Source organism: Streptomyces sp. NPDC006385, assembly GCF_040612485.1.
In the GTDB taxonomy this organism is placed as follows: domain Bacteria; phylum Actinomycetota; class Actinomycetes; order Streptomycetales; family Streptomycetaceae; genus Streptomyces.
In genome coordinates, this window is the sequence record NZ_JBEXQG010000029.1 from 76,732 (window position 1) to 96,484 (window position 19,753).

Sequence of the window (19,753 nt, forward strand, 5' to 3'; positions counted from 1 at the left end):
CGTGTCGGACCATGCGGGTAGCCTCACTGGGCGACACCACACCGGGTACAGAAGGGGGCGGCCGGTGAGCAGCCGCTGGCATCGAGCGATCGCCGAGCTGAGCGCCCAGGGCCATGCCGCCCGGGCCGCCGCCCAGCGCGTGGACGACGCTCCGAGCGAGGAGCGCACGACCGCTGTAGCGATCTCCTACACGGCCGAGACCGACTATCTGCGCAGCGCGAGCACGCTGCTGCGTGCGCACCTCACCGACCGGCGTCCGCCCCGGCGACTGCCGGTCGCCCGCGTCTGGCCGTGCTTGCGCGATGTGTGGAAGGCGCGGGCCCTGGACCGGCTTGGCGGGGTGTGGCGGGCCATCCCCGGGAACGCCGCGCTGCGGCAGCTGCGCAGCGCCCCTTCCGACGCTCTCCTTGCCGCTGTCGTCGAACAGGCCGAGGCGTTGCAGGCCAGCCTCTACGGCGACCGGAACGTTGATCGGCTGTATGAGTCGTTCAACCCCGAGCGGACTGGCGACCCGGTCGCCGACCTGGTCGGCGGTGGCAGGTCGGCGCCCACGCTGCCCGGGTTCCCTGACCCCGGTCACCCGCTCAACCGCGCCTTCCCCCGGGGCAGGGGCATGCGGATCCAGCCTGGCCGTCAGGACGAGTTCAATCAGCTCTCGCGCGACCGGTTCGCGGTGCACACCAGGGCCCTCGCGTTCGGTGATGCGGTCCTCGCCCTTCTTATCGATCGCCGGGCTGGCGGCGTCGCTCCGGAGCCCGGGCGGCTGCGCGGGGCTGGGCGCTGGGTGGGACGCGAGCGGCAACTGGTGCCGGATCGGGCGAAGTGGCCGGCGAAGCTCAATGGTTACCAGGCCGCGACGCTGGCCGGGTTCGGCTGGCTGGTGCTCGCGTGCACCGGGCTCCCGCTCACCTTCGGGCAGCGGGCCGACCTGCTGTCCCACTACACGCTGGTGTTCCTGGCGGCCGGTCTCGTCGCCTCCACCGGGACAGCTCTGGTCTACCGGCACGGACCAAAGCTGATCACCGCGCCCGGGCCCCGGGCCGCGTTGCCCGGGGTCGCCGCGGCTGTGATCGCCTTCATGGTGTGGCAGGGCCAAGGGCCCGTCGCCGATTACTACTTCGCTGGCCCGTACGACCGCTACGACCGCCAGTACGCGGATGGGTGCCTCGCCGCCAGCCCCTACCGGCACGACGCCGTCCAGGCCATGGTCGACGACGGCGTACTGACCGTCACCCCCGTTGAGGGGGGTACGACGCTGCGCCTGGGGCCGGCCGAGGACGGCAGTACGCACCCGCTGCGCCCGCTCGACCGGGCGACCCGGGCGGTGCTCGACGAGTACGGGTGCTGACCCGGCCCGCATAAGCCAGACGTCAGGCTGTCGGAACGCTTCTGAAGGCGGAGGCCGCGCCGGCGATGCCGGGCCCGTAGCGGGCGCGTGCCTGGTCGAGGGCGGCCTCCAGACGGTGGAGCTTGTCGTCGCGGTAGTCGAGGGTGAGCTGGTGGGTCGCGTGTTCGGCGGGGCGCAGTCGTTCGGCTCTCAGGCCGATCCCCCGGACGCGGGCGCGCTGGAGACCGAGGTCGGCCAGGAGCTGGCGGGCGGTTCCTACCAGAGCGGGGGTGTGGGCGGTGGCCTCGGCAAGGGTGAGTGTGCGCGTGGTGTGGGTGTGATCGGCGTACGTCACGGTGAGCGTGAGGGCCTGGGCAATCTCGGAGGCTGCGCGCAGGCGTGCGCCGAGGTCCTCGGCGAGAGCCAGAGTGATGCGCTGGTGCTGGTCGGTGTCGAGCTCGTCCCGGTTGAAGTGATGGGTTGCGCTCATGGAGCGAGGAGCGGCGGCCGGGACGATCGGGCGTTCGTCTATGCCGCGGGCGAGGTTCTGGATCTGGCGGGCGGCAGCGCCGAGGATCCTCTGCAGGGTCGCGGGCTGGGTGTCGGCGAGATCGCCGACGGTGGAGATGCCGTAGCGGGCGAGCGTCCGGGCCGTCTTCGGCCCGATCCCCGGGAGGGCGGCGGCCGGCCGGGGGCGGAGGAAGGCGGCGATCTCGTACGGGGTGCCACCGACGATGGTCGCGGCCCCGGGCGGCGTGACGGCAGCGGCCATGGCGGCGATCGACCGCGTGGGCCCCGCACCCGCCGAGCTCTGCACGCCGTGGAGGGCAAGGAGGCGCAGGCGGACCACTGCGACGAGGCCTTCGACGTCGCGATCCCAGAATCTCAGCGAGCCGGTGACGTCCATGTAGGCGGACCAGTCAGCGGGCAGAGGTTCGATGGTGGGGCTGATGTCGCTCAGCACGCCCATCAGCTGCGCGAACAGCGCCTCGCTGCGCTGCTCTGTGTGGAAGTGGATGCGGACGATGGCGCGCGGGCGGCGGGGTGGCTGCGTGTTGCTCAACCTGCGCTCCCTTGACTGCGGTGGCCCAGTCGGGTCAGGTCGGCGGAGCGGCTGCCGGCGGGCTCGAGGTCCGCGTAGGGGTGGAGTCGGGCGCCGGCGGTGCCGTCGGGGATCGTCCGCGAGGGTGTGGGCTGGGCGGGTGTGGGCACGAGCTTCTGGCCGAGGAGGTCAAGGACGGCCTGGGGGCCGTGGGTGGCGCGGGTGGCGGCGAGGGAGCCGAGGTCCCAGACCATCTCGCCGACGACGGTGCGCCGCGGGCCGCGGGCTTCGACCGTGCCCCGGACGAGAAGCAGTCCGTTGTGGAAGATCGTGTGGGCGCACTGCTCGTGGGTGTCCTCGAAGAAGGCGAGGTCGACCAGGCCGGAGCCGTCTTCGAGGGTGACGAAGATGACCCGCTTCCCGGATGGGATGGGCGGGGTCTGGGTGGAGGCCCGGACGCCGGCGACGAGGACCTTCTGCCCGGGGTGCATGACCTTGAGGTGGGCGGCGTCGGTGGCGCCGATCTCGCGCAGGAGGCGGTGGTGGTCCTCCATCAGGTGCCGGGAGACGTCGATCTTGAGGACGCTGAGCTCGGCGTCCAGTTGCTCGCGGGAGGTCATCTCCTTCAGCCCGGCCGGTCCGGCGCTCACCAGCGTGGCGTCGAGGGGCAGCTGGCCGGTGCCGGGACGAGTGCGGGCGTGGCGGTGCAGCTCGGCTGCCTGCAGCAGCAGGTCCCGCCGTGACGCCTCGCCCTTGAGCTGGTCGAGCGCGCCGATCCGGATCAGCCGCTCGGCGGTCGGCAACTTCGGCCGGGCCCGGGCCCAGAAGTCCTGGAGGGAGGTGTAGGGCTGCGCGGCCGCGATCCTGGCCACCTCGTCCTCACTGATGCCGTGCACCGTGGACAGGGAGATCCGCACCCCCCAGCCGTCCGGCGTCGCCTCGACCGTGTACGTGGGCTTCGAGGCGTTGATGTCGACGGGCAGGACGGGCACGTTGTGGCGGCGGGCGTCGGCGACGATGACCCGCAGCGGCCACATGCCGGGGTCGTGTTCAAGCAGGCCGGCGTACAGGGCGGCGGGGTGGTGGGCCTTGAGCCAGGCGGACTGCAGGGCCGGCACGGCGAACGCGACGGCGTGCGCGCGGCAGAAGCCGTACGCGCCGAACGAGGAGACGATGTCCCAGACCTCGTCGAGGACCTTGGTGGTGTAGCCGCGGGCTCCGGCCAGTTGCCGAACCCAGCCCTCGATCTTCGGGAGGCGGTCGGCGTCGCCCAGGCCGCGGCGGGCGACCTCGGCGAGCGCGCGGTCGCAGCCGGTCATCACGGCGAAGATGTCGATGATCTGCTCGTGCCAGATCGTCACGCCGTACGTGTCGGCGAGGACGGGTTCGAGGTCGGGGTGCGGGTAGGTGGGGGCGGCGCCGTGGCGGGCGGCGATGTAGAGGGCGGGCATCCCGCCGGCCACCGGGCCCGGCCGGAACAGGGAGATGTCGGCGATGACGTCCTGCGGGCCACGGGGCTGGAGCCGGCCGACCAGGTCCTGCTGCCCGGGTGACTCGAGCTGGAACATGCCCACCGTGTCGGAGGCCTGGATCAGCGCGAAGGCGAACCGGTCGTCCAAAGGCACGTGGTCGGGGTTGTCCAGGTCGATCGCACGGCCCGTGGTGCGGCGGATCTCCTTCACCGCGTGAGCCATCGCCGACTGCATCCGCACCCCCAGGACATCGAGCTTGAGCAGGCCGAGGTCTTCGACATCGTCCTTGTCGGCCTGCACCATCGGGTACTCGCCGCCCGGCGTGGGCTGCACGGGCAACCGGTCAAGCAGGCTGCTGTTGGACAGGATGACGCCGCAGGGGTGCATCGCGATCCCGCGCGGCAGCTTGTCCAGGCCCTCCGCGAGCTCCCACAGCGGTCCGTACGACTCGGCCTGTGCTGCCAGCGAGCGCAGTTCGGGCAGTTCGACGAGCGCCGCGCGGATCTCGCTGGCGCGGAAGTGCGGGAACGACTTCGCGATCCGGTCCACGGTCGCCGGCGGCAGACCGAGCGCGAGCCCGGTGTCCCGCAGGGCGTGGCGGGCGCGGTAGGTCTCGGGCATGCCGGTGACCGCGACCCGCTCCTTCCCGAACCGCTGGATGATCCGGTCGTAGACCTCCAGGCGACGGGCGGACTCGACGTCAATGTCGATGTCCGGCAGCGATGCCCGCCGCTCGGACAGGAACCGCTCGAAGAGCAAGTTGTGCTCGAGCGGGTTCGCCGTGGCCACCCAGAGGCTGTGGTTCACCATGGAGCCGGCGCCGGAGCCGCGGGCGGCGACGCGGATTCCCATGTCGCGGGCGTCGGCAACGACCTGGGCGACGGCGAGGAAGTACGGCTCGTACTTCAGGCGGCCGATGATGCCGAGCTCGTAGTCGAGCTGGTCCATCGCCCGCTTGTCGAGGTCCAGGCCGCGAGCGATCATGCCGGCCTCGCACCGCTGTCGCAGCAGCCGCATCGCGCCACCCGGCACTGGGTCGGCGCCGACCACCTCGGGCTCGGGGAAGTGCGGCGCGCCCAGCCCGAGATCCGTGACGGCGTCAACTGCGCAGGCCTCGGCGACGGCGATCGTGTCGGCGATCAGCCGCCCGGCCCGTCGCGCGTCGGCGCCGGCGGCCGCGGCGACCCGCTCGGCGATCTGGAGCATTGCCGGCGCCTCCTTGAGCCAGCGCTCGCCGCAGTCCAGCCGCCGCCGGTCGATCGGACGCAGCAGCCGCGCCGCGTCCAGCACGTCCGCGAGCCGGTGCTGCTCGGGATCGGCGTAGCGGACCGCGTTGGTCAGTACGGCCGGGATGCCGAGACGGTCAGCGAGCGCGAGGGTGTGGGCAGCCAGGCGGACCGAGCCCGGGCCGGTGCCGGACAGGCCCCAGCACACCACCTCGAGTCGGAGGCCTTCGCCGACCACCTCCCGCCAGGGGGTCAGGAGCTGCTCGGCGATGTCGGGGCGGCCGGCGGACAGGGCCCGCAGCGGCTCGGATGCCGGACCGAGCAACACCGTCAGGTGATCGCCGGCGCGCTCCTGCAGCCGGGGCCACGCCGCGGCCACGGGTGCCCTGGTGGGGAAGGCGTCGCTGTGGGCGGCGGACACCAGGCGGCACAGGTTCGCCCAGCCGCGTGCGTCTCGGGCCAGGAACGTGGCGCGGTACGGCGCCTCCGCCACGTGCGCGCCGCCGCGCACCGGGGTTCGGCGCGGCATCTCGGTCGGCACGGTGGAGGAGGCGATACCCAGGTCGACGCCGAACACGGGACGGATCCCGTTCTCCATCGCGGCTTTCGCGAACCGGACGGTTCCGGTCACCATGTCGCGATCGGTCAGAGCCAGGGTCCCGATGCCGCGCTCTGCAGCTCTCGCGACGAGAACGTGCGGGTGGGAGGCGCCGTAGCGGGCGGAGAACCCGCTCGCGACATGGAGGTGGGGAACGCTGTCACGCATCACGAACTCCGGTCTAATACCCCCAAAATCGGATCAACCGCCCTGGCTGAAACTCCACGCTACTCGAACTAAAATCGAACATGCGAGTCCGATCCGCCTTCTCTCACCCACTCGGGCATGCACCGCGTCCGGACGCCGGTTGTAGCCGGACCATGCGACCCGCGGGCCACGGGCCTAGAAGCCGGTGACCAGGCGCGTGCGGGCGGTGTTGACGCAGCGCCCAGCCCAGGGTTCGGTACGCGAGCGCTGCAGGGCGATGGGGATGAGCGGGAGAAGGTTGCTCGGAGAAGCCGTAGGGCCGTGCAGGGCGGCGTGCCCGACCAGCAGGTCGGCCAGCGCGGCTCGGAAAGCCTCGCCGCTTCGGGCCGCCTTGCCCCGCTGCGGTCGTGGCGGGCGCCGGGCTGGGTGGAGGGTGGTGCGAGGTGGATGGGCGGTGCGGCCGCCATTCCCGCGTAGGGGCTCGCGGGCCCTGGGATAAGCGGGCGTACCGCGCGCCCACCCACCTCTCCCGCCCGGGCCGAGGGCGGGGGCCTTCGCCGCTTCAGGCGGCGGACGCCTCCGCCCTCGGGCCGGGCGATTTGCCGGTCAGGCTGCCCGGGGGCGGCCGAGGACGTGCCGGTAGATGGTCTGGGTGCTGACATTGAGGAGCTTGGCCACTGCCACGACGGTGGCACCGGGTTCGGCGAGCAGCCGACGGGCGTGGTCGATCTCATCGGGGTCCAGCGGGCTTCTGCGCTGCAGCATGGGAGCGTCCGGCCGCCCTGGGTCGTAGTTGAAGGCGACCGCGTCGTCGTATGGCAGGCCGGTGGACATGCACCGGTACAGGCACAGGACCAGGCGGCGGCCGACCTTGCGCAGGGCGGTGGCGTGCGCGTCGCCGGCGGCGCGGCGCCGGCGGTAGTAGTGCTGTGCTCCCGGCGACTGCATGGCCAGGCTGAACGCCGCCGTGTGCAGTGTGCTGCGGAGGTGGATGGAGGAGGCCCGGCGGAAGGCCACCCGGGTGGTGGAGCCGGAGGCCCAGGTGACCGGGGCGACGCCGGCGTAGGCGGCCAGGGAGCGCCCGCTGCCGAAGCGCTCCTCGGGCCGGTCTCCGATCTCGGCGAGCAGGTAGGCGCCGAGTACGGGGCCGATCCCCGGGATTCGGGCGACGAGCGGGTAGTGCCGCTGACGCGTGTAGTGCTCGTGCATGTCTTCCTCCAGGGTTGCGGCTCTGGAGACCGCGCGGTCCAGGACGGCCACGAGGTCCTTGATCCGCACCGACTCGGCCTCCTCCACGTGCGGGTCGAGGAGCATGGCGGGGCGGCAGAACAGCAGGTGTAGCCGCTCGGCCTCGTCGTCCACGGTCCTGGTCCGGCCGGCCTGGCGCAGGAGTTGTGCCAGTTGTGCCCGGGTGAGTCTGCTGGCTGCGCGCGGTCCGGGAGCGGCGGCCAGCACCGCCCTGGCTTGGGCGTTGCGCAGACCGCCGAGCGTGGAGGGCCAGGCCGCCGTGGCTGCGGGCCAGATCCGGATCAGTGCGGCGCGCAGACTGTGCGCGGCTTCCGCTCGGGCTGCGACGGCGTCGCGGTGCGCGTGCGTGAGGGTCCGCAGCGCCTGGGCCTCGGGACTGCTGTTGACGACCGGCCGGTAGACCCCGGCGCGGACCATGGCGGCGAGCATCCGTGCGTCGGCCCTGTCCGACTTCGCGATGCCCAGGGCGCTTCGGTGGCGGGCCGCGCGCGTCGGGTCTACGTGGACCACCGTCATGCCGGCTGCGGCCAGGGCGCGCGCGAAGAGGATGCCGGTGTCCTCGATTCCGGTGACGGCCGACCTCCACCGCCGCGCCAGCGGGGCGAGGAATGCCTGGTACTCGGCCACCGGGTCCGGGGTGTCGGCATAGGTGATGCGGCGTTCGGCGAGCACGGCGCCGGTGTCGCTGAGCACGGCGAAGTCGAGCCATTTGTCCGACCAGTCGCATCCCACGAACAGCACCGCACAGTCCCCTTCCCCACAAGATCGATGGTAGAAAAAATTACCACCCGAGATCGTTCGGGTCCGAGACGGGGATCAGGGAAAATGAGGCGTTCAAGGCACCAGGCGATAACAGTCACAGCGGGGTGGGAGATGGCGCGGGAGGTGATCCCCCGGGACCACCTCGCCCAGGGTGAATGGCCATCCGGCGACCTCACGGACGACGCGCCACCTGGTGCCCACCTCGGCCAGGCGCTCGCGAAGAACCTCAAAGCAGCCATGAGCCAGCGGCACCTCGGCGTGCGCGAGCTCGCCCGGCTGGCCCAGGCAAGCCACCCCACGGTCAAGGCCGTCCTGGACGGGACCCGGCTTCCCGCCTCTCACACGGTCCTTCTGCTCGAGCTCGCGCTGGACCTTCCGCTGTACCCCGCGGGTCTCTTCGAGCAGCTCCGGCCCACGCCCGACGACTGACCTGGCCGCGCCAGCTCCGCCCTCCACTCGGACGCGCACGCGGAGGAGCCCCGCGCACCCGTGCCGCCGCCCGAGGCCGAGACCGCCGGTCCCCCTCTCCGGCACCGTTACGGACCGAGCGGTCCAAGCCCGACGGGCGCGCGCGGCGCGCCGGGCGTAGGAGTGGAAGAGTGCACCTGTCTCCGCCCATCGAGCCGATGCTGGCCCGCCCCGTCACCGCGCTGCCGTCCGTGGGGGCGACGCCCGCGCTGTTCGAGCAGAAGGCCGACGGGTTCCGCGTGCTGCTGTTCGCCGCTCGGGAGCCGTTCCTCCAGTCCAGGCGGGGCGCGGATCTGGGCCCCGCGTTCCCGGAGGTCGTCTCAGCCGCGGCCGCGCTCGGCGTTGAGGCGGTCCTTGATGCCGAGCTGGTCGTGTGGGGAGCGGATGGGCTCGACTTCGCCGTGCTGCAGGAACGGGCCCGGCGCCGGGGTGCCACGGCCAGGCAGGCGGCGCTGGAGCGACCGGCCCACCTGATCGTCTTCGACGTGCTCGAGATGTCCGGCGCGACTCTCCTGGATGAGCCGTTGCGGCGGCGCAGGGCTGCCTTGGAGGAGTTGTTCGCAGAACGCCGGCTGACGGCACCGTGGGCACTGTGCCCGCAGACCTCTGACCGGGAGGTCGCCCTCGGCTGGCTGGACCCGGTCTGGGGGGCGGCCGGGATCGAGGGTGTGATGATCAAGAATCCCGACTCCAAGTACCGGCCCGGGGAGCGCGGGTGGCTGAAGCTGCGGGCCCGCATCACGGTGGAAGGGATCATCGGCGCGGTCACCGGCGCCGTGACCGCGCCCCGGAGCCTCCTGCTGGGCCGGCTCGACGCGGCGGGCCGGCTGCGCCTGGTCGGCCGCTCCACACCGCTGCCCAGGAAAGCGGCCGCCGAGCTCGGTGCCGCCCTGCGGCCGGCGGGAGCGGAGCATCCCTGGTGGGGGCGGACCCTCTCGGCTGGTTGGGGAGCGAAGCAACCGCTGGTGTTCCGGCCCGTGGTGCCCGACCTTGTCGCCGAGGTCGAAGCCGACACCGCCCTCGACCTGGGCCGGCACCGTCACCCGGTGCGCTACCTGCGGCTCCGGGACGACATGACCGCCGGCGACGTCCGGGCCTGATCCGTCACCGCGCGGCCGGTCACACGCCCAACACCTGGCCCGTCCGCGGCGCCCTGATCCTTCGGGACCGGTGGGCGGAGGTGAGTACGCGTACTCACGCCGAGCCGGTCACCGCCCCCATCCGCCGTGCCGCCACGTCTACATAGGGTGCTCGTATGCCCGACCAGACCATGCCCAGCCCCGCCACCAGCCCCGACGCGCCCGAGCCGAGGGCTTCCTCTCGCGCCCTGGGCGCTCTGGGATGCGGCGGCGCCGCGCTCGTCGGCGTCTTCCTTCTGATCGGCCTGCTCGCATGGGGTTCGTGGGCGTCGACGGACTTCCCCCGCGTTGCGCCCGAGGAGATGGCGAACCGCGCCCTCCAGCGTTCCCAGGAGGCCTACAGCGTCATGGGCTTCACCCGCACCATAGAACCCGGAGTCGAGAAGATCGGCGTCAGCACGGAGAACACGCTCGGCTCCAGCTTCTGTTACGACGGCGGCTTGCTGGGGCTGAAGGACGAGACCATCGACGGCGCCTACTCGATGAGCCACAGGTGGGCGCTAGACCACGTGCCGGCGGGCCAGGCGGTCCCCGGTCTCCGCCACCTTCGCCGGTTCCTCCAGGATGAGGGCTGGAAGGTCACCTCCTACCGCGAAGGTGAGCATGGCGGGTCCTGGGACCTGTTCGTCCAGCGGAACGACGGCAACGAGCGGATGTCCTTCACCTGGTACCCGGACCGCGAGTACTTCACCGGCGGCGCCTCCGTGCCCTGCGCCTACGACCCGGAGTGGAAGCACGGCGATGTCGGGCCTGCCGGAGACGACCAGCGGCCGCCCGTCTTCGGACCCACACCGAGGGACTAGCGAGGCCCCTTGGGCGCCACCGCGCGGAAGCCGTCGCCCACCCCGCTCCCAGCATGAGAGCTGGGTCACAGCAGTAGCGTCCAATCGTGGACGACGGCTCTTCCCCTCGCCGGTCATGATCGAAGCCTCAGCATCGACCAGGAGGGGGTGCCGCTGTGCCGGTCCTGCGCCAGATCACCACGTGCACCGAGCCGTCGACCGTCGTCATCGAACGCCGCGTCCGCACACGCGACCGGTCAGTGGACTACCGGCTGGAGGTCTGCCGGCGTCACAGGTGGCTGGCGAGCAACTGGACCGGTCGGCGCAGCGCCGAGGGATCGGGCGGACGGTGCGGCACCGTCATGGACTACCGCCCCTACGCCCAGATCGTGCAGTCCCACGCCGACCTGTGGCTGCGGCCGTTGGCCGCCAACGGCCCCGAGGACCACGACGGCGACCTCGCGGCCGCGCTGCGCGCGGGGTTCGAGTTTCTGACCGCGCACCGAGAACCGACCGGCGTGGCGATAGCGCTGGAGCACGCGGCGCGGATCACCGAGGCGATCGCCGCCGGCGCCCTGCCCCTGGTCGAGGGCCAGGCCCAGGTCTTGGCGGCCCTCAGCGCGGCGGAGACCCTCGACGCCGGAGCACGAGGGGCCTGACCGGCTGCCGCACGCCAGCCACGGCCCGTCCGTTGTCACGGGGGCGTGGCGAAGGGAGCGGTCGCGCGGGCCGTAGGGTCGAAGCCGACCGGCCCGTAACGGGGAGGCCGGGCTGTGAACGAGGAGTCTGTCTTGCCCGCCCTCAGTGTTGCCCTGACCGCTGCCATCGGAGCCATGGCCGGCGCTGCGGCGCGCCCCGTCGTCTTCGCCCGGTCGGTACCGGCGCCTGCGGCCGCACGCAACAGCTGTCCGCACTGCGGCGGCACCGTTCTCGACCGCCGGCTGCCGGTCCTGCCCGCCTCCGGGCGCTGCCCGGCGTGCGCACAGGCGATCGGTCCGCGCCCGCTCGTGCCGGAGGCGGCGGCCGCCATCGCGTTCGCCGCCATCGCGTCGGGCGGAGCGAACGGCTGGTTCGCCGCCGCTCAGTACTGGGTGGCCGCGTGCGGGGTCGCCCTGGCGCTGATCGACATCGCCGTACAACGACTCCCCGACGTTCTCACCCTTCCAGCCTGTGGCGGAACGCTCCTTCTGCTCACGGCGGCCGCGATGGCGGGCGAGCCCGGGAGCCTGGGCCGCGCGGCGGCCGCCGCCGCCGTGCTCACCGCCGTCTTCCTCCTCATGGCGTTCGCCGGCGCCATGGGGCTCGGAGACGTCAAGTTCGCACCGGCCGTCGGGGCGCTCCTGGGCTGGAGCAGCTGGACGGTCCTGTTTTGGGGAGCGGCTGCGGGCTTCATCGTCGGCGCCGTCTCGGAGGTGGCGCGGATGGCGGCCGGCCGCGCCCGCCGCTCGCACGTCTCCTTCGGCCCCTACATGGTCATCGGGGCCCTGGCGGTCTCCGTCACGTCCTGACCTCACCCGGAATTTCCGGAAACGCCGCTTCCTGTAATTAGCCTTCCTGCATATCAATTTCCTGAGCGGCTTCTACCTGGCCCCGATGTTCCGGAATGCGTTTTCCCGGAATGAACCAAGCCTGGTCAAAGCTTCTGCGCGACACGAAGATCGAATCCCGAAACGAGACGAATCGATTCTTCGCCGCCTTCGCCAGCCTCATCGGCACCGCGATGGAGAGGCCTCGCGCAGGCCGCCGGCGAGCGAATTCTGGCCGACGACACCAGGAAGAGCCGCACATGAACACCCTCACCCGCCGCGTCGCGACCGTGGCAACCACCGGCGCGCTGCTCCTCGGCGGCGCCGTCGCAACCGCCTCCACCGCCAGCGCCGCGACCGTCGGGGCCGGAGCCTGCACCCACCAGATCAGGCTCAACACCGACGTGTACACGACCGTGAAGTTCCGCACGGGCCCTGGCACCGGCTACACCGCCACCGGGCAGCTCTCCAGGGGCACCGACGTGTACTGGCAGTGCAACAAGGGCGACAACGGCAAGCCCGGCGCCTGGGGCTACGTCACCGTGAAGTCCGGCGCCCACAAGGGCAAGAAGGGCTGGGTCGCCGCCCAGTACATCAACGTGCCGATGCAGCTGGACTGACCCCCACCCTGTCGGCAGAGACGCCCAACCCGAGCTCTCCCGGCCCATCCAACGCCTGAGCCGTCACTACGAACAGGCCCAGGACGACGCGACGGCGGCCCGGCCCCCTGTGAACCCGGGCCGCCGTCCGCGTACCCCGCGCACGGAACCCGGCTCCCATCCCGCAGCTGGTCTTCCGCCGGTCCGAGCCCGAGAGCCGCCGACCGGGCGATCGAGTCCCAGGACGGGCACCTTGAATCTCACTTCCTCGCCACTCCGCGCACCGGCGTCCCGCCTGGAGTGGGCAGTAGCCCGTGCCCGCGGGCAGGAGCGGGCCGCCCTCGCTGCCTACCTCCCCGCCGGCTACCCCACGCTCGACCAGAGCCTCGACGCCCTGCACCTGCTCGCGACCACCGCCGACGTGATCGAGATCGGCCTGCCCTACAGCGACCCCCTCATGGACGGTCCGCTCATCCAACGAGCCGCCGAGCAAGCCCTCCGGGCCGGATTCCGCACCGAGCACCTCTTCACCACCGTGCGGGAACTCGCCGCGGGCTCCAACGCCGCGCTCGTCGTCATGACCTACTGGCAGCCCGTCCACCACTACGGCCCCGCTTATGCAAAGGAAGTCCAGATGTCTCAGCCGTGATCCCCGAGTGACATGAGGCCCCAGCTGCGGCTGTTAGGTTCCTGCCGCTTGGATGTCTCATGATCATGGTGGTACGGAGTGGACTACTTCTTTGTCTCGCGCAGCAAGGTGCGTCGCTTCTATGAGGCTCCGCCAGGCGTCGATCTCGACGCTCTGGCATACGTGTCACGGAAGGGGGCGCTGAAGGAGGGAACTCCGTTCTTCCTCGACTCTGAGATGCGCCCGGCGGAGCCGTTGGTCTCCTTCTTCCTGGAGATGGCCAAGACGCTGAAGGCGAAGTCGCTGCAGGACTACACGTACGACGCCCTCGATCTGACCGAATTCTTAGAGAACGAACTCGACCCGCCGGTCGATCTCTTGTCGGCGATCGAGGAAGACCTCATCGCGTACCGGGAGGACTGCACTGAGCATCGCGAGTCGCCGGATGCGCCGGCGACGTGGAAGCGGCGCCGGGCCGTGATCAACGGTTTCTACGACTGGGCCGAGGGCGAGAAGCTGATCGAGAAGCGCCCCTACTTCCGCCGCCGGAACGGCCGCGATGTGCTGTCCTGGGGTGCCACCACGCAGCTCGACGTCCGTCATCTGACGTGGCGGCAGTGGGCCTTCCTCAAGCAGGTAGGACTGCGCGGCTACCTGCCGGACGGACGGATCGATCGCTCGTTCCGCGGACGGTCCCCGCTGCGCGATAGCGCAGCACCCGAACTCTCGATCACGACCGGCATGCGGCTGCAGGAGTTCAGCTGCCTGCTGGATATCGAGGTCGGGCCACCGCGACGGGAGGCTTCCCCGGCGGAGGTGCCGCTGCAGGCGATCGCGAAATTCGGACTGCCCCGCGTGGTTACGATCCAGGATCCGACGCTGCGGGAGCTGGACATGTACCGGCGTACCGAGCGTGCGGCGCAGGTGCGGGCCGGGGGGAAGGCGTTGTGGCGACGCCGCGAGGAGCTGTTCATCGTGGATGACATCGACCTGCGGCGGATGAAGGTGAGCGGGATCCTCGATGGCCGGCGCCGCGCCTTCCGGGTCGAGAGCATGAACGCGGACAAGCGCCGTCGCGCGGTCATCGAGGGTGATCACGGGTTGGAGCCGATGGCGCTGTTCGTCGGCCGCGGTGGGAGAATGCCGACCAGGCAGCGGTGGGAGCAGATATTCGATGCCGCCCATCTGCGTGCTCTGCGGGTGAGCGAGGAGCACAAGGTCGACCTCGTCCTGCCGCGCAAGGTCCACATCCACGACGCCCGGCACACCTTCGCGGTCTACATGCTGCGATTGCTGACCAAGCTGATCCTCCAGGAGGAAGCCGAGGAGTATCTCGCCGGTCGGCACACCGGCTACCTGACAGACCACGTTTCACGGAACCCGCTGCTGATCCTGCAGGGCCTGTTGGGACATCGCCGCCCACAGTCGACTTTGCGGTATCTCCGGTACATGAGGGACACCAACGCACTGGTGGCGAAGGCGATCGCCGAGTGGAACAACAAGGACGCCACCTACGCCGACTACGCGGCCGCGATCGCCGAAGCGAGGGCCGCCTGATGCCCCGCCGCGGTGAGCGCAAGCAGCGTGTGCGCAGCAGCGCCCCGGAGCCGCTGCCCACCCGGGACCTGGACCACATCGGGATTCGGACGTTGACCTGGACCCGCCGGGGCGCGAAGGCCAACCACTTCATCAATCCGGCGAAGTACCGGTGCAGCGTCCTGGCCGCCCAGCTGGCCGACGAGTGGATCACCTACACCCGATCCATGGCCCTGGCCAACGGCGGAGCGGACATGGCCAACGCGGTGCGGGGCTTCGCCAAGTTCGTCGACAAGCATCTGCCTACGCTCGGCGTGGACCCGGCAAAGGCCCGCCTGGACGGGTACGTGGTGGATCTGGTCGAGGTCATCCACGCGTGGGAGGAAGACCTGCGTCAGCACCACGGTCTGCGTTCCAACTCCCCGTACGCGAAGACCAACAGCCTGCTGACGCTGCTCGAGCAGCGCGCGCTGAAGGACACGAGCATGCCGGAGGCACTGCGGGTGCGGGCGCAGGCTCCGCCCGCCTATCCGCCGCACCCCGGCGAGCCGCTGGATGAGTTCTCCAACGCGGAGCGGATCGCTCTGCGGGACGCGGCGCGTGACGCTGTCCGGGCGCTGGAGTCCCGCCTGGCCCGGGGTCGTACCCTGCTGGAGAGCGGGATCGATCCCCGCGAGGGTGGGTGGCACGAGCCGGCGAACCTGCTGTGGGCGGCGACGCACCCTTCGCTGCTGACGGTGAAGGTCCTCAAGCCGCAGTTCCGGCAGAACGTGCTGAGCTGGCCGGAGCCGGTGAAGGCCCTGTTGCCCACCGCTGCGGACGGCACTCTGCTCAAGCGCGGGTTCCGCTATCTCGTCGCCGAGGTGGGCCGCCTTCTGTTTCCGACCGAGATGGACCTGCAGGCGTTCCGGGTGCTGTTGCTGCTGGGCATGAGCGACACGAGCCCGGAGGAGCTCCACTACCTTCAGCTGCCCGACATCGAGTTCACCGACAGCGGTGTCCGCCTGGTCCAGCGCAAGATGCGGGCCCACCGTGTCCGTGCCGACCTGCACCCCGATCCGGAGGCGGAGGAGGAGGCGCCCGAGTTTGCCGGGGACGGGGCCTGGGACGTCCCCGGCCTGCTGCGGCGGCTGCTGGCTGCCACCGAGCTGTCCCGGAAGGTCTTCCCCGACGCCGATCCATGGCTGTTCCTGGCGGTGGAGCGGCGACGTCGGGGAGTCCTGGACGCCGAACTCGCCGACTTCACCGACCGGGAGCGGCGCTTCGGCGGCTGGATCGCCGAACAGCGCGATGCCGCCGGGAGACCACTGAAGATCTCCAAGCCGCACGAGATCCGGCGGCTGCGCAAGACCGCGAAGGTCGTCCGCGCGGTCGCGCTCGGCGGCACCGTGAGTGACCTGGCGGGAGACGACCACCACGTGGAGGTCTACCGCCTGCACTACGCGCACGGCACGACCGCGCACGTCCTGGCCGGCCGGTCGATCAACCGGGCCCAGAAGTGGGTCTTCGACCGCATGACTCAACCCGCCCGGCCGGTGCTCGTGACCCAGGAAGCCGAGCAGCGCCTGGAGGATCCGGAGGTCGCCGACGACCTCGGCCTGGATACCGAGCAGGCCAAGGCCCTGCGGACCGGGGAGCTGGACATGGGCCTGGTGAACTGTCGTAACCCGTATGCCTCGCCGCACCGTAACGACGCCAAGGTCTGCCACGTCGCGCCGGCGATGTGCATGCTGTGCCGCAACGCCGTCGTGTTCACGTCCCAGATTCCGCGGCTTGTGCTGCTGTCCGATCACATCGAACAGATGCGCGCCCGCCTCACCCCGCGCCACTGGCATGCCCTGTGGGGCCGGCAGGCAGCCGCCCTGGCGGAGGTCTTCTCCGAGTGCGCCGACCTCATCCCCGCGGCGCGCCGCGAGATCGCCGAACTCGGCCTGCGCCTCGACCTCCCCCTGGGCATGAGGACGGAGTTCGACCGATGATGGCCCGGCCCGCGCCAAAGCCGCTGACCTCGTCGGCCTTCCGCGACGACGAGAAGGTCTTCAGCTACGGCGGCTACCAGCTCCTCGACGACATCTTGGTGCCCCGCTTCGGCGAGCCCCACCGGTGGCCCGCCGACTGCCTCGGCCGACCAGCCAGCCGGAAGCCCGGCGAGTGGCGGTTCGTCTTCCCGCTGGAGGACCCACTGATCAACCTGCAGCTGCGCGAGTACTGCTTCGCGCTGCTCAACCCCTCCCACCCCGTCCTGCGAAAATTCCTGATCTTCCTGCCTGCTGTCCCACCGTCCGTGGCCACCATCCGCCCTTCCATGCTGGAGATCAGAAAGGTCATGGATTGGGGCCGCGAGCAAGGGCTGCCGACCGATCTCGGCTTGTGGGACCCGGAGGACTGGCATGCGGAGATCACCCACAAGGCATCCCAGGTCGACGGCGTGAAAACCGTCGCCTTCCACGTGACAGCCATCCGCCGCTTACGTCAACTCGCCCCGGTGCTCACCGGGATCAGCGCCTTCGATGACCCCTGGGGCGGCGAGCCAGCCTCTAAGGTCGCGGCCAAGGCGTACGACGAGGAGGTACCCAGCCGCGACACCCTGGCCACTCCCGCCATTCCGCCGGAGACCTGGTGGCCGCTGCTGCGCGGGGCCTGGACGTACATCCACGCCTTCGCCTCGGACATCTTCCGCTGGCGGGAGCACTTCGCCAAGCAGCGGGAGGCTCCTGTCGGCCAGCCGCGCTCCACGAAAGCCCGGCCGGTGGATCCCCGGGAAACCGACGTCCTGCTGGAGAAGTGGCTCACAACACCGGGCAACGCCGTACCCGTCCACGAGGTCGACTTCCTGACCACCAAGGCCGGCACCCCGATGTGGACCGCTCTCAGCAAGATGATCACCGAAGGCAGGACCATGAACGTCTTCGCCGACAACCAGAGCGAGCGGCCCCGCAAGCGGCGGGCCACCGTTCTGGCCGCGGTCAGCGAGGGCCGCGTCGAGACCGTCACGGCGAGTGTGGGACGCGGCAAGGGCACCACCGCACCCCGCTACGTAGCCCCTGGCACCAGCACGGGCGTCACCCAAGAGCAGCTGGACGACGACGTACGACAGTGGCTGGCCAACCCGGACACCCTGGTGCCCGTGTACGCGACCGACGAGCAAGGGAAGACGGGTGAGCCGATCTGGGCGATGGCCGCCCGCACGATCTGGGGACCCACCCCACCGGGCGTCAACCGGCACCGGAACACCAGGCGGTTCGACCCGCGCAACCGCAGCGGCGCGGCACGCGCGCGCCTGGTCATGCAGGCGGTAGCCGACGGCCGAGGCATTCCCGTCGAATCGGACCTGTGGGGCGGCTGGCGCGCCTACCCCCTTCAGTGCCCGGACGCCGCTCACATCCAGCGCGCGGACGGCACTACAGCGCCCTGGCGCACGCAGATCAGCGACGTCGAGCTCGCCTTCGAACTGCACATGCTAAGAGCCGCGATCTACGTATTCGTCACCGCCTTTTCCCTGATGCGTGACTCGGAGGTCCAAGAGATCCAGCGCGACGCCGTGCGGACCTACTTCGGCTCCCCGGCCGTACGCTCCCGCAAGACCAAGCTGGACCCCACGCGCCCGGAACTCTACTGGTGGATCATCGAGCCGGTCGCCGAAGCACTCGCGGTCCTCGAGCAGCTGTCCTGGCACCCCACCCACCTGTTCGCCACCCTGCGCCCGCCCACCGGCAAACAGACCCATACCGAGCCCGGCATCCATTCCGATGCCGAGATCGACTTCTTCATCAACGGCATCAATACCGTCGCCCACCGGCGCGGGTTGGCCAAGATCCCGACCGCGCACGTCCGCTCCCACATGTTCCGCAAGACCATGGCGCAGCTCGCCGGACGCGAACCGGACTCCGAGATCGCGCTCGGCCTCCAGCTCAAGCACGCCGCCCGCCGTGCGCTGGCCAACCGCACCACGCAGGCATACGCGCAGATGGACGCCAGCTGGGCCAAGGAGTTCGACACCGAACTGCAGCAGGCCGCCGCCCGCAAACTCGTGGACCTGCTCCGCGGCCGCCGCCAGGGCGAACGCGTGGCGGTCGGACCCGGCGCCGCCCGCCTCCATGCCGGCCTCGACAAGGTCATCGACACCCTCGACAACAACCCGCAGCTGAGGGCACAGATCGCCGACCAGCGGGTCGAAGAGACCCTGCTCGCCGCCGAATTCCCCAACCTGCACCTGGGCACCATCAACCACTGCATGTTCGACGCCCCGCAGGCCGAGTGCCAGGGCGAACTGCAGGAAGACCAGCGTGGACTGGCACCGCTGCTCGGCGCCTGCCAGCCGGCCCGCTGCCGCAACTCGACCATCACCCGCACCCACGCACCCTTCTGGGTCGCGGAAGAGGACGACCTGACCGCGCGGGCCAAGAACCCGCGGCTATCGCCGCCGAACCGGGAGGCGGTCCTCGTCCGCCTCGCCGAAGTCCAGCGCATCACCCGCGCACTTGAAGAGGAAGGCACCGCCTGATGCCGGTATCCGCCGCATCCGCCCAGAAGCTGCGAGCGGCCATGGCCCGGCTGCTGGCCGGAGAGCCCCTGCACACCGACGGCGCCCTGACCAAGGAGAACCTCGCACGTGAAGCCCAGGTCAGCCACGCGACCGTCCATCGCGCCGAGGACATCCTCGCCGAATGGGACGCACAGGTCGCCCGTCCCGTCCTGCGCACGCCCGGCGAGGTCCAGCGCGACGACACCATCGCTAAGCTCCGGAAGCAACTTCGCGAGGCACGGCAGCAGGCATCCGAGGTCCAAGGCAAACTCGACGCCCTCGCCACGGTGACAGCGAATCTCTACGCCGAGAACCTCACGCTGAAGAAGCGACTCGGCCGCAAGGGCATCGTGGTACTGCCTGGATCGGAACAACAGTAGCCTCCCTGCCACTGCCGTGAGCGCCAGCCCCGGTAATCGGGGCCAGCGGCCTATAAGTGGTCACCGCGTCGTATGCGGAATGCCCAGATTTTGGGCCAGCGGCTGCGGGGTCGATGCGGAGGCATGGTCCGGCGATCTGGGATGCCTTCGCATGCCACGGCTGCGCTGCCCTCGTTGTTCGAAGGGTCATGGGAGACTGCCTCGCAGGCGCGATGTGGTCGGTCGATTCCAGCCGCACCGCAGTCACCTTCCTGGGCCGCACCCTGGCCCGGGGAGCGGCTGTCGGCGACGCCCTCGGCCTGGGCCTTGGTCAGCCCGTAGCTGCGGGCAGCCTTGATCGCCTCAGCC

15 protein-coding genes are annotated in these 19,753 nt (G+C 70.8%); 12 read left to right on the plus strand and 3 right to left on the minus strand.

The annotated features are described in order from the left end of the window. Window positions 1-64: 64 nt before the first annotated feature. A complete protein-coding gene (locus ABZ078_RS22710; protein WP_356577785.1) occupies window positions 65-1,348 on the plus strand; it encodes a hypothetical protein in 1,284 nt (427 codons plus the stop codon). A 22-nt stretch (window positions 1,349-1,370) separates the two neighbouring features. Here the strand turns inward: ABZ078_RS22710 and ABZ078_RS22715 are convergent, their stop codons facing one another. The 3 genes from ABZ078_RS22715 to ABZ078_RS22725 form a co-directional block, all read right to left on the minus strand. Further along, the gene (locus tag ABZ078_RS22715) at window positions 1,371-2,390 is read right to left on the minus strand and encodes a helix-hairpin-helix domain-containing protein (RefSeq protein ID WP_356577787.1); all 1,020 of its coding nucleotides are present in this window, start codon (window positions 2,388-2,390) and stop codon (window positions 1,371-1,373) included. After that, window positions 2,387-5,833 (minus strand): DNA polymerase III subunit alpha, encoded by a 3,447-nt coding sequence (dnaE, locus tag ABZ078_RS22720; RefSeq protein ID WP_356577789.1) that lies wholly within the window; start codon window positions 5,831-5,833, stop codon window positions 2,387-2,389. The genes ABZ078_RS22715 and dnaE overlap by 4 nt, the downstream gene beginning before the upstream one ends. A gap of 585 nt (window positions 5,834-6,418) precedes the next feature. After that, window positions 6,419-7,801, minus strand: a complete 1,383-nt coding sequence (locus ABZ078_RS22725) for an IS110 family transposase (RefSeq protein ID WP_356577790.1) — start codon at window positions 7,799-7,801, stop codon at window positions 6,419-6,421. Window positions 7,802-7,933: 132 nt separating this feature from the next. On the opposite strand from ABZ078_RS22725, the gene ABZ078_RS22730 reads away from it, so the two are divergent. From ABZ078_RS22730 to ABZ078_RS22780, 11 genes are all read left to right on the plus strand, one after another. Further along, on the plus strand, window positions 7,934-8,251 hold the full coding sequence (locus ABZ078_RS22730) for a hypothetical protein (RefSeq protein ID WP_356577792.1): 318 nt from the start codon (window positions 7,934-7,936) through the stop codon (window positions 8,249-8,251). Between the two features lie 170 nt (window positions 8,252-8,421). Beyond that, window positions 8,422-9,390, plus strand: coding sequence for an ATP-dependent DNA ligase (locus tag ABZ078_RS22735; protein WP_356577794.1), 969 nt, complete (start codon window positions 8,422-8,424; stop codon window positions 9,388-9,390). Window positions 9,391-9,545: 155 nt separating this feature from the next. Next, complete coding sequence (locus ABZ078_RS22740) at window positions 9,546-10,232, plus strand: hypothetical protein (RefSeq protein WP_356577796.1); 687 nt, start codon at window positions 9,546-9,548, stop codon at window positions 10,230-10,232. A gap of 155 nt (window positions 10,233-10,387) precedes the next feature. Continuing rightward, window positions 10,388-10,870: a hypothetical protein gene (locus tag ABZ078_RS22745; protein WP_356577797.1), complete on the plus strand. Its 483-nt coding sequence runs from the start codon at window positions 10,388-10,390 to the stop codon at window positions 10,868-10,870. Between the two features lie 132 nt (window positions 10,871-11,002). After that, complete coding sequence (locus ABZ078_RS22750; RefSeq protein ID WP_355272656.1) at window positions 11,003-11,719, plus strand: A24 family peptidase; 717 nt, start codon at window positions 11,003-11,005, stop codon at window positions 11,717-11,719. Window positions 11,720-11,997: 278 nt separating this feature from the next. Continuing rightward, the gene (locus tag ABZ078_RS22755) at window positions 11,998-12,357 is read left to right on the plus strand and encodes an SH3 domain-containing protein (RefSeq protein ID WP_355272654.1); all 360 of its coding nucleotides are present in this window, start codon (window positions 11,998-12,000) and stop codon (window positions 12,355-12,357) included. 232 nt (window positions 12,358-12,589) lie between these two features. Then, window positions 12,590-12,985, plus strand: coding sequence for a tryptophan synthase subunit alpha (locus ABZ078_RS22760; RefSeq protein WP_356577799.1), 396 nt, complete (start codon window positions 12,590-12,592; stop codon window positions 12,983-12,985). A gap of 78 nt (window positions 12,986-13,063) precedes the next feature. After that, a complete protein-coding gene (locus ABZ078_RS22765; protein WP_356577801.1) occupies window positions 13,064-14,521 on the plus strand; it encodes a recombinase XerD in 1,458 nt (485 codons plus the stop codon). After that, window positions 14,521-16,479, plus strand: a complete 1,959-nt coding sequence (locus ABZ078_RS22770) for a hypothetical protein (protein ID WP_356577803.1) — start codon at window positions 14,521-14,523, stop codon at window positions 16,477-16,479. The genes ABZ078_RS22765 and ABZ078_RS22770 overlap by 1 nt, the downstream gene beginning before the upstream one ends. Continuing rightward, complete coding sequence (locus tag ABZ078_RS22775; RefSeq protein WP_356577804.1) at window positions 16,476-19,004, plus strand: hypothetical protein; 2,529 nt, start codon at window positions 16,476-16,478, stop codon at window positions 19,002-19,004. The genes ABZ078_RS22770 and ABZ078_RS22775 overlap by 4 nt, the downstream gene beginning before the upstream one ends. Beyond that, on the plus strand, window positions 19,004-19,405 hold the full coding sequence (locus ABZ078_RS22780; RefSeq protein WP_189906304.1) for a hypothetical protein: 402 nt from the start codon (window positions 19,004-19,006) through the stop codon (window positions 19,403-19,405). The genes ABZ078_RS22775 and ABZ078_RS22780 overlap by 1 nt, the downstream gene beginning before the upstream one ends. Window positions 19,406-19,753: the final 348 nt, after the last annotated feature.

Coding starts and splice junctions, on each gene's coding strand:
- dnaE (WP_356577789.1), bottom strand. CDS start 5,833: ATGCGTGACAGCGTTCCCCACCTCCATGTCGCGAGCGGGTTCTCCGCC.
- ABZ078_RS22730 (WP_356577792.1), top strand. CDS start 7,934: ATGGCGCGGGAGGTGATCCCCCGGGACCACCTCGCCCAGGGTGAATGG.
- ABZ078_RS22740 (WP_356577796.1), top strand. CDS start 9,546: ATGCCCGACCAGACCATGCCCAGCCCCGCCACCAGCCCCGACGCGCCC.
- ABZ078_RS22755 (WP_355272654.1), top strand. CDS start 11,998: ATGAACACCCTCACCCGCCGCGTCGCGACCGTGGCAACCACCGGCGCG.
- ABZ078_RS22770 (WP_356577803.1), top strand. CDS start 14,521: ATGCCCCGCCGCGGTGAGCGCAAGCAGCGTGTGCGCAGCAGCGCCCCG.
- ABZ078_RS22775 (WP_356577804.1), top strand. CDS start 16,476: ATGATGGCCCGGCCCGCGCCAAAGCCGCTGACCTCGTCGGCCTTCCGC.
- ABZ078_RS22780 (WP_189906304.1), top strand. CDS start 19,004: ATGCCGGTATCCGCCGCATCCGCCCAGAAGCTGCGAGCGGCCATGGCC.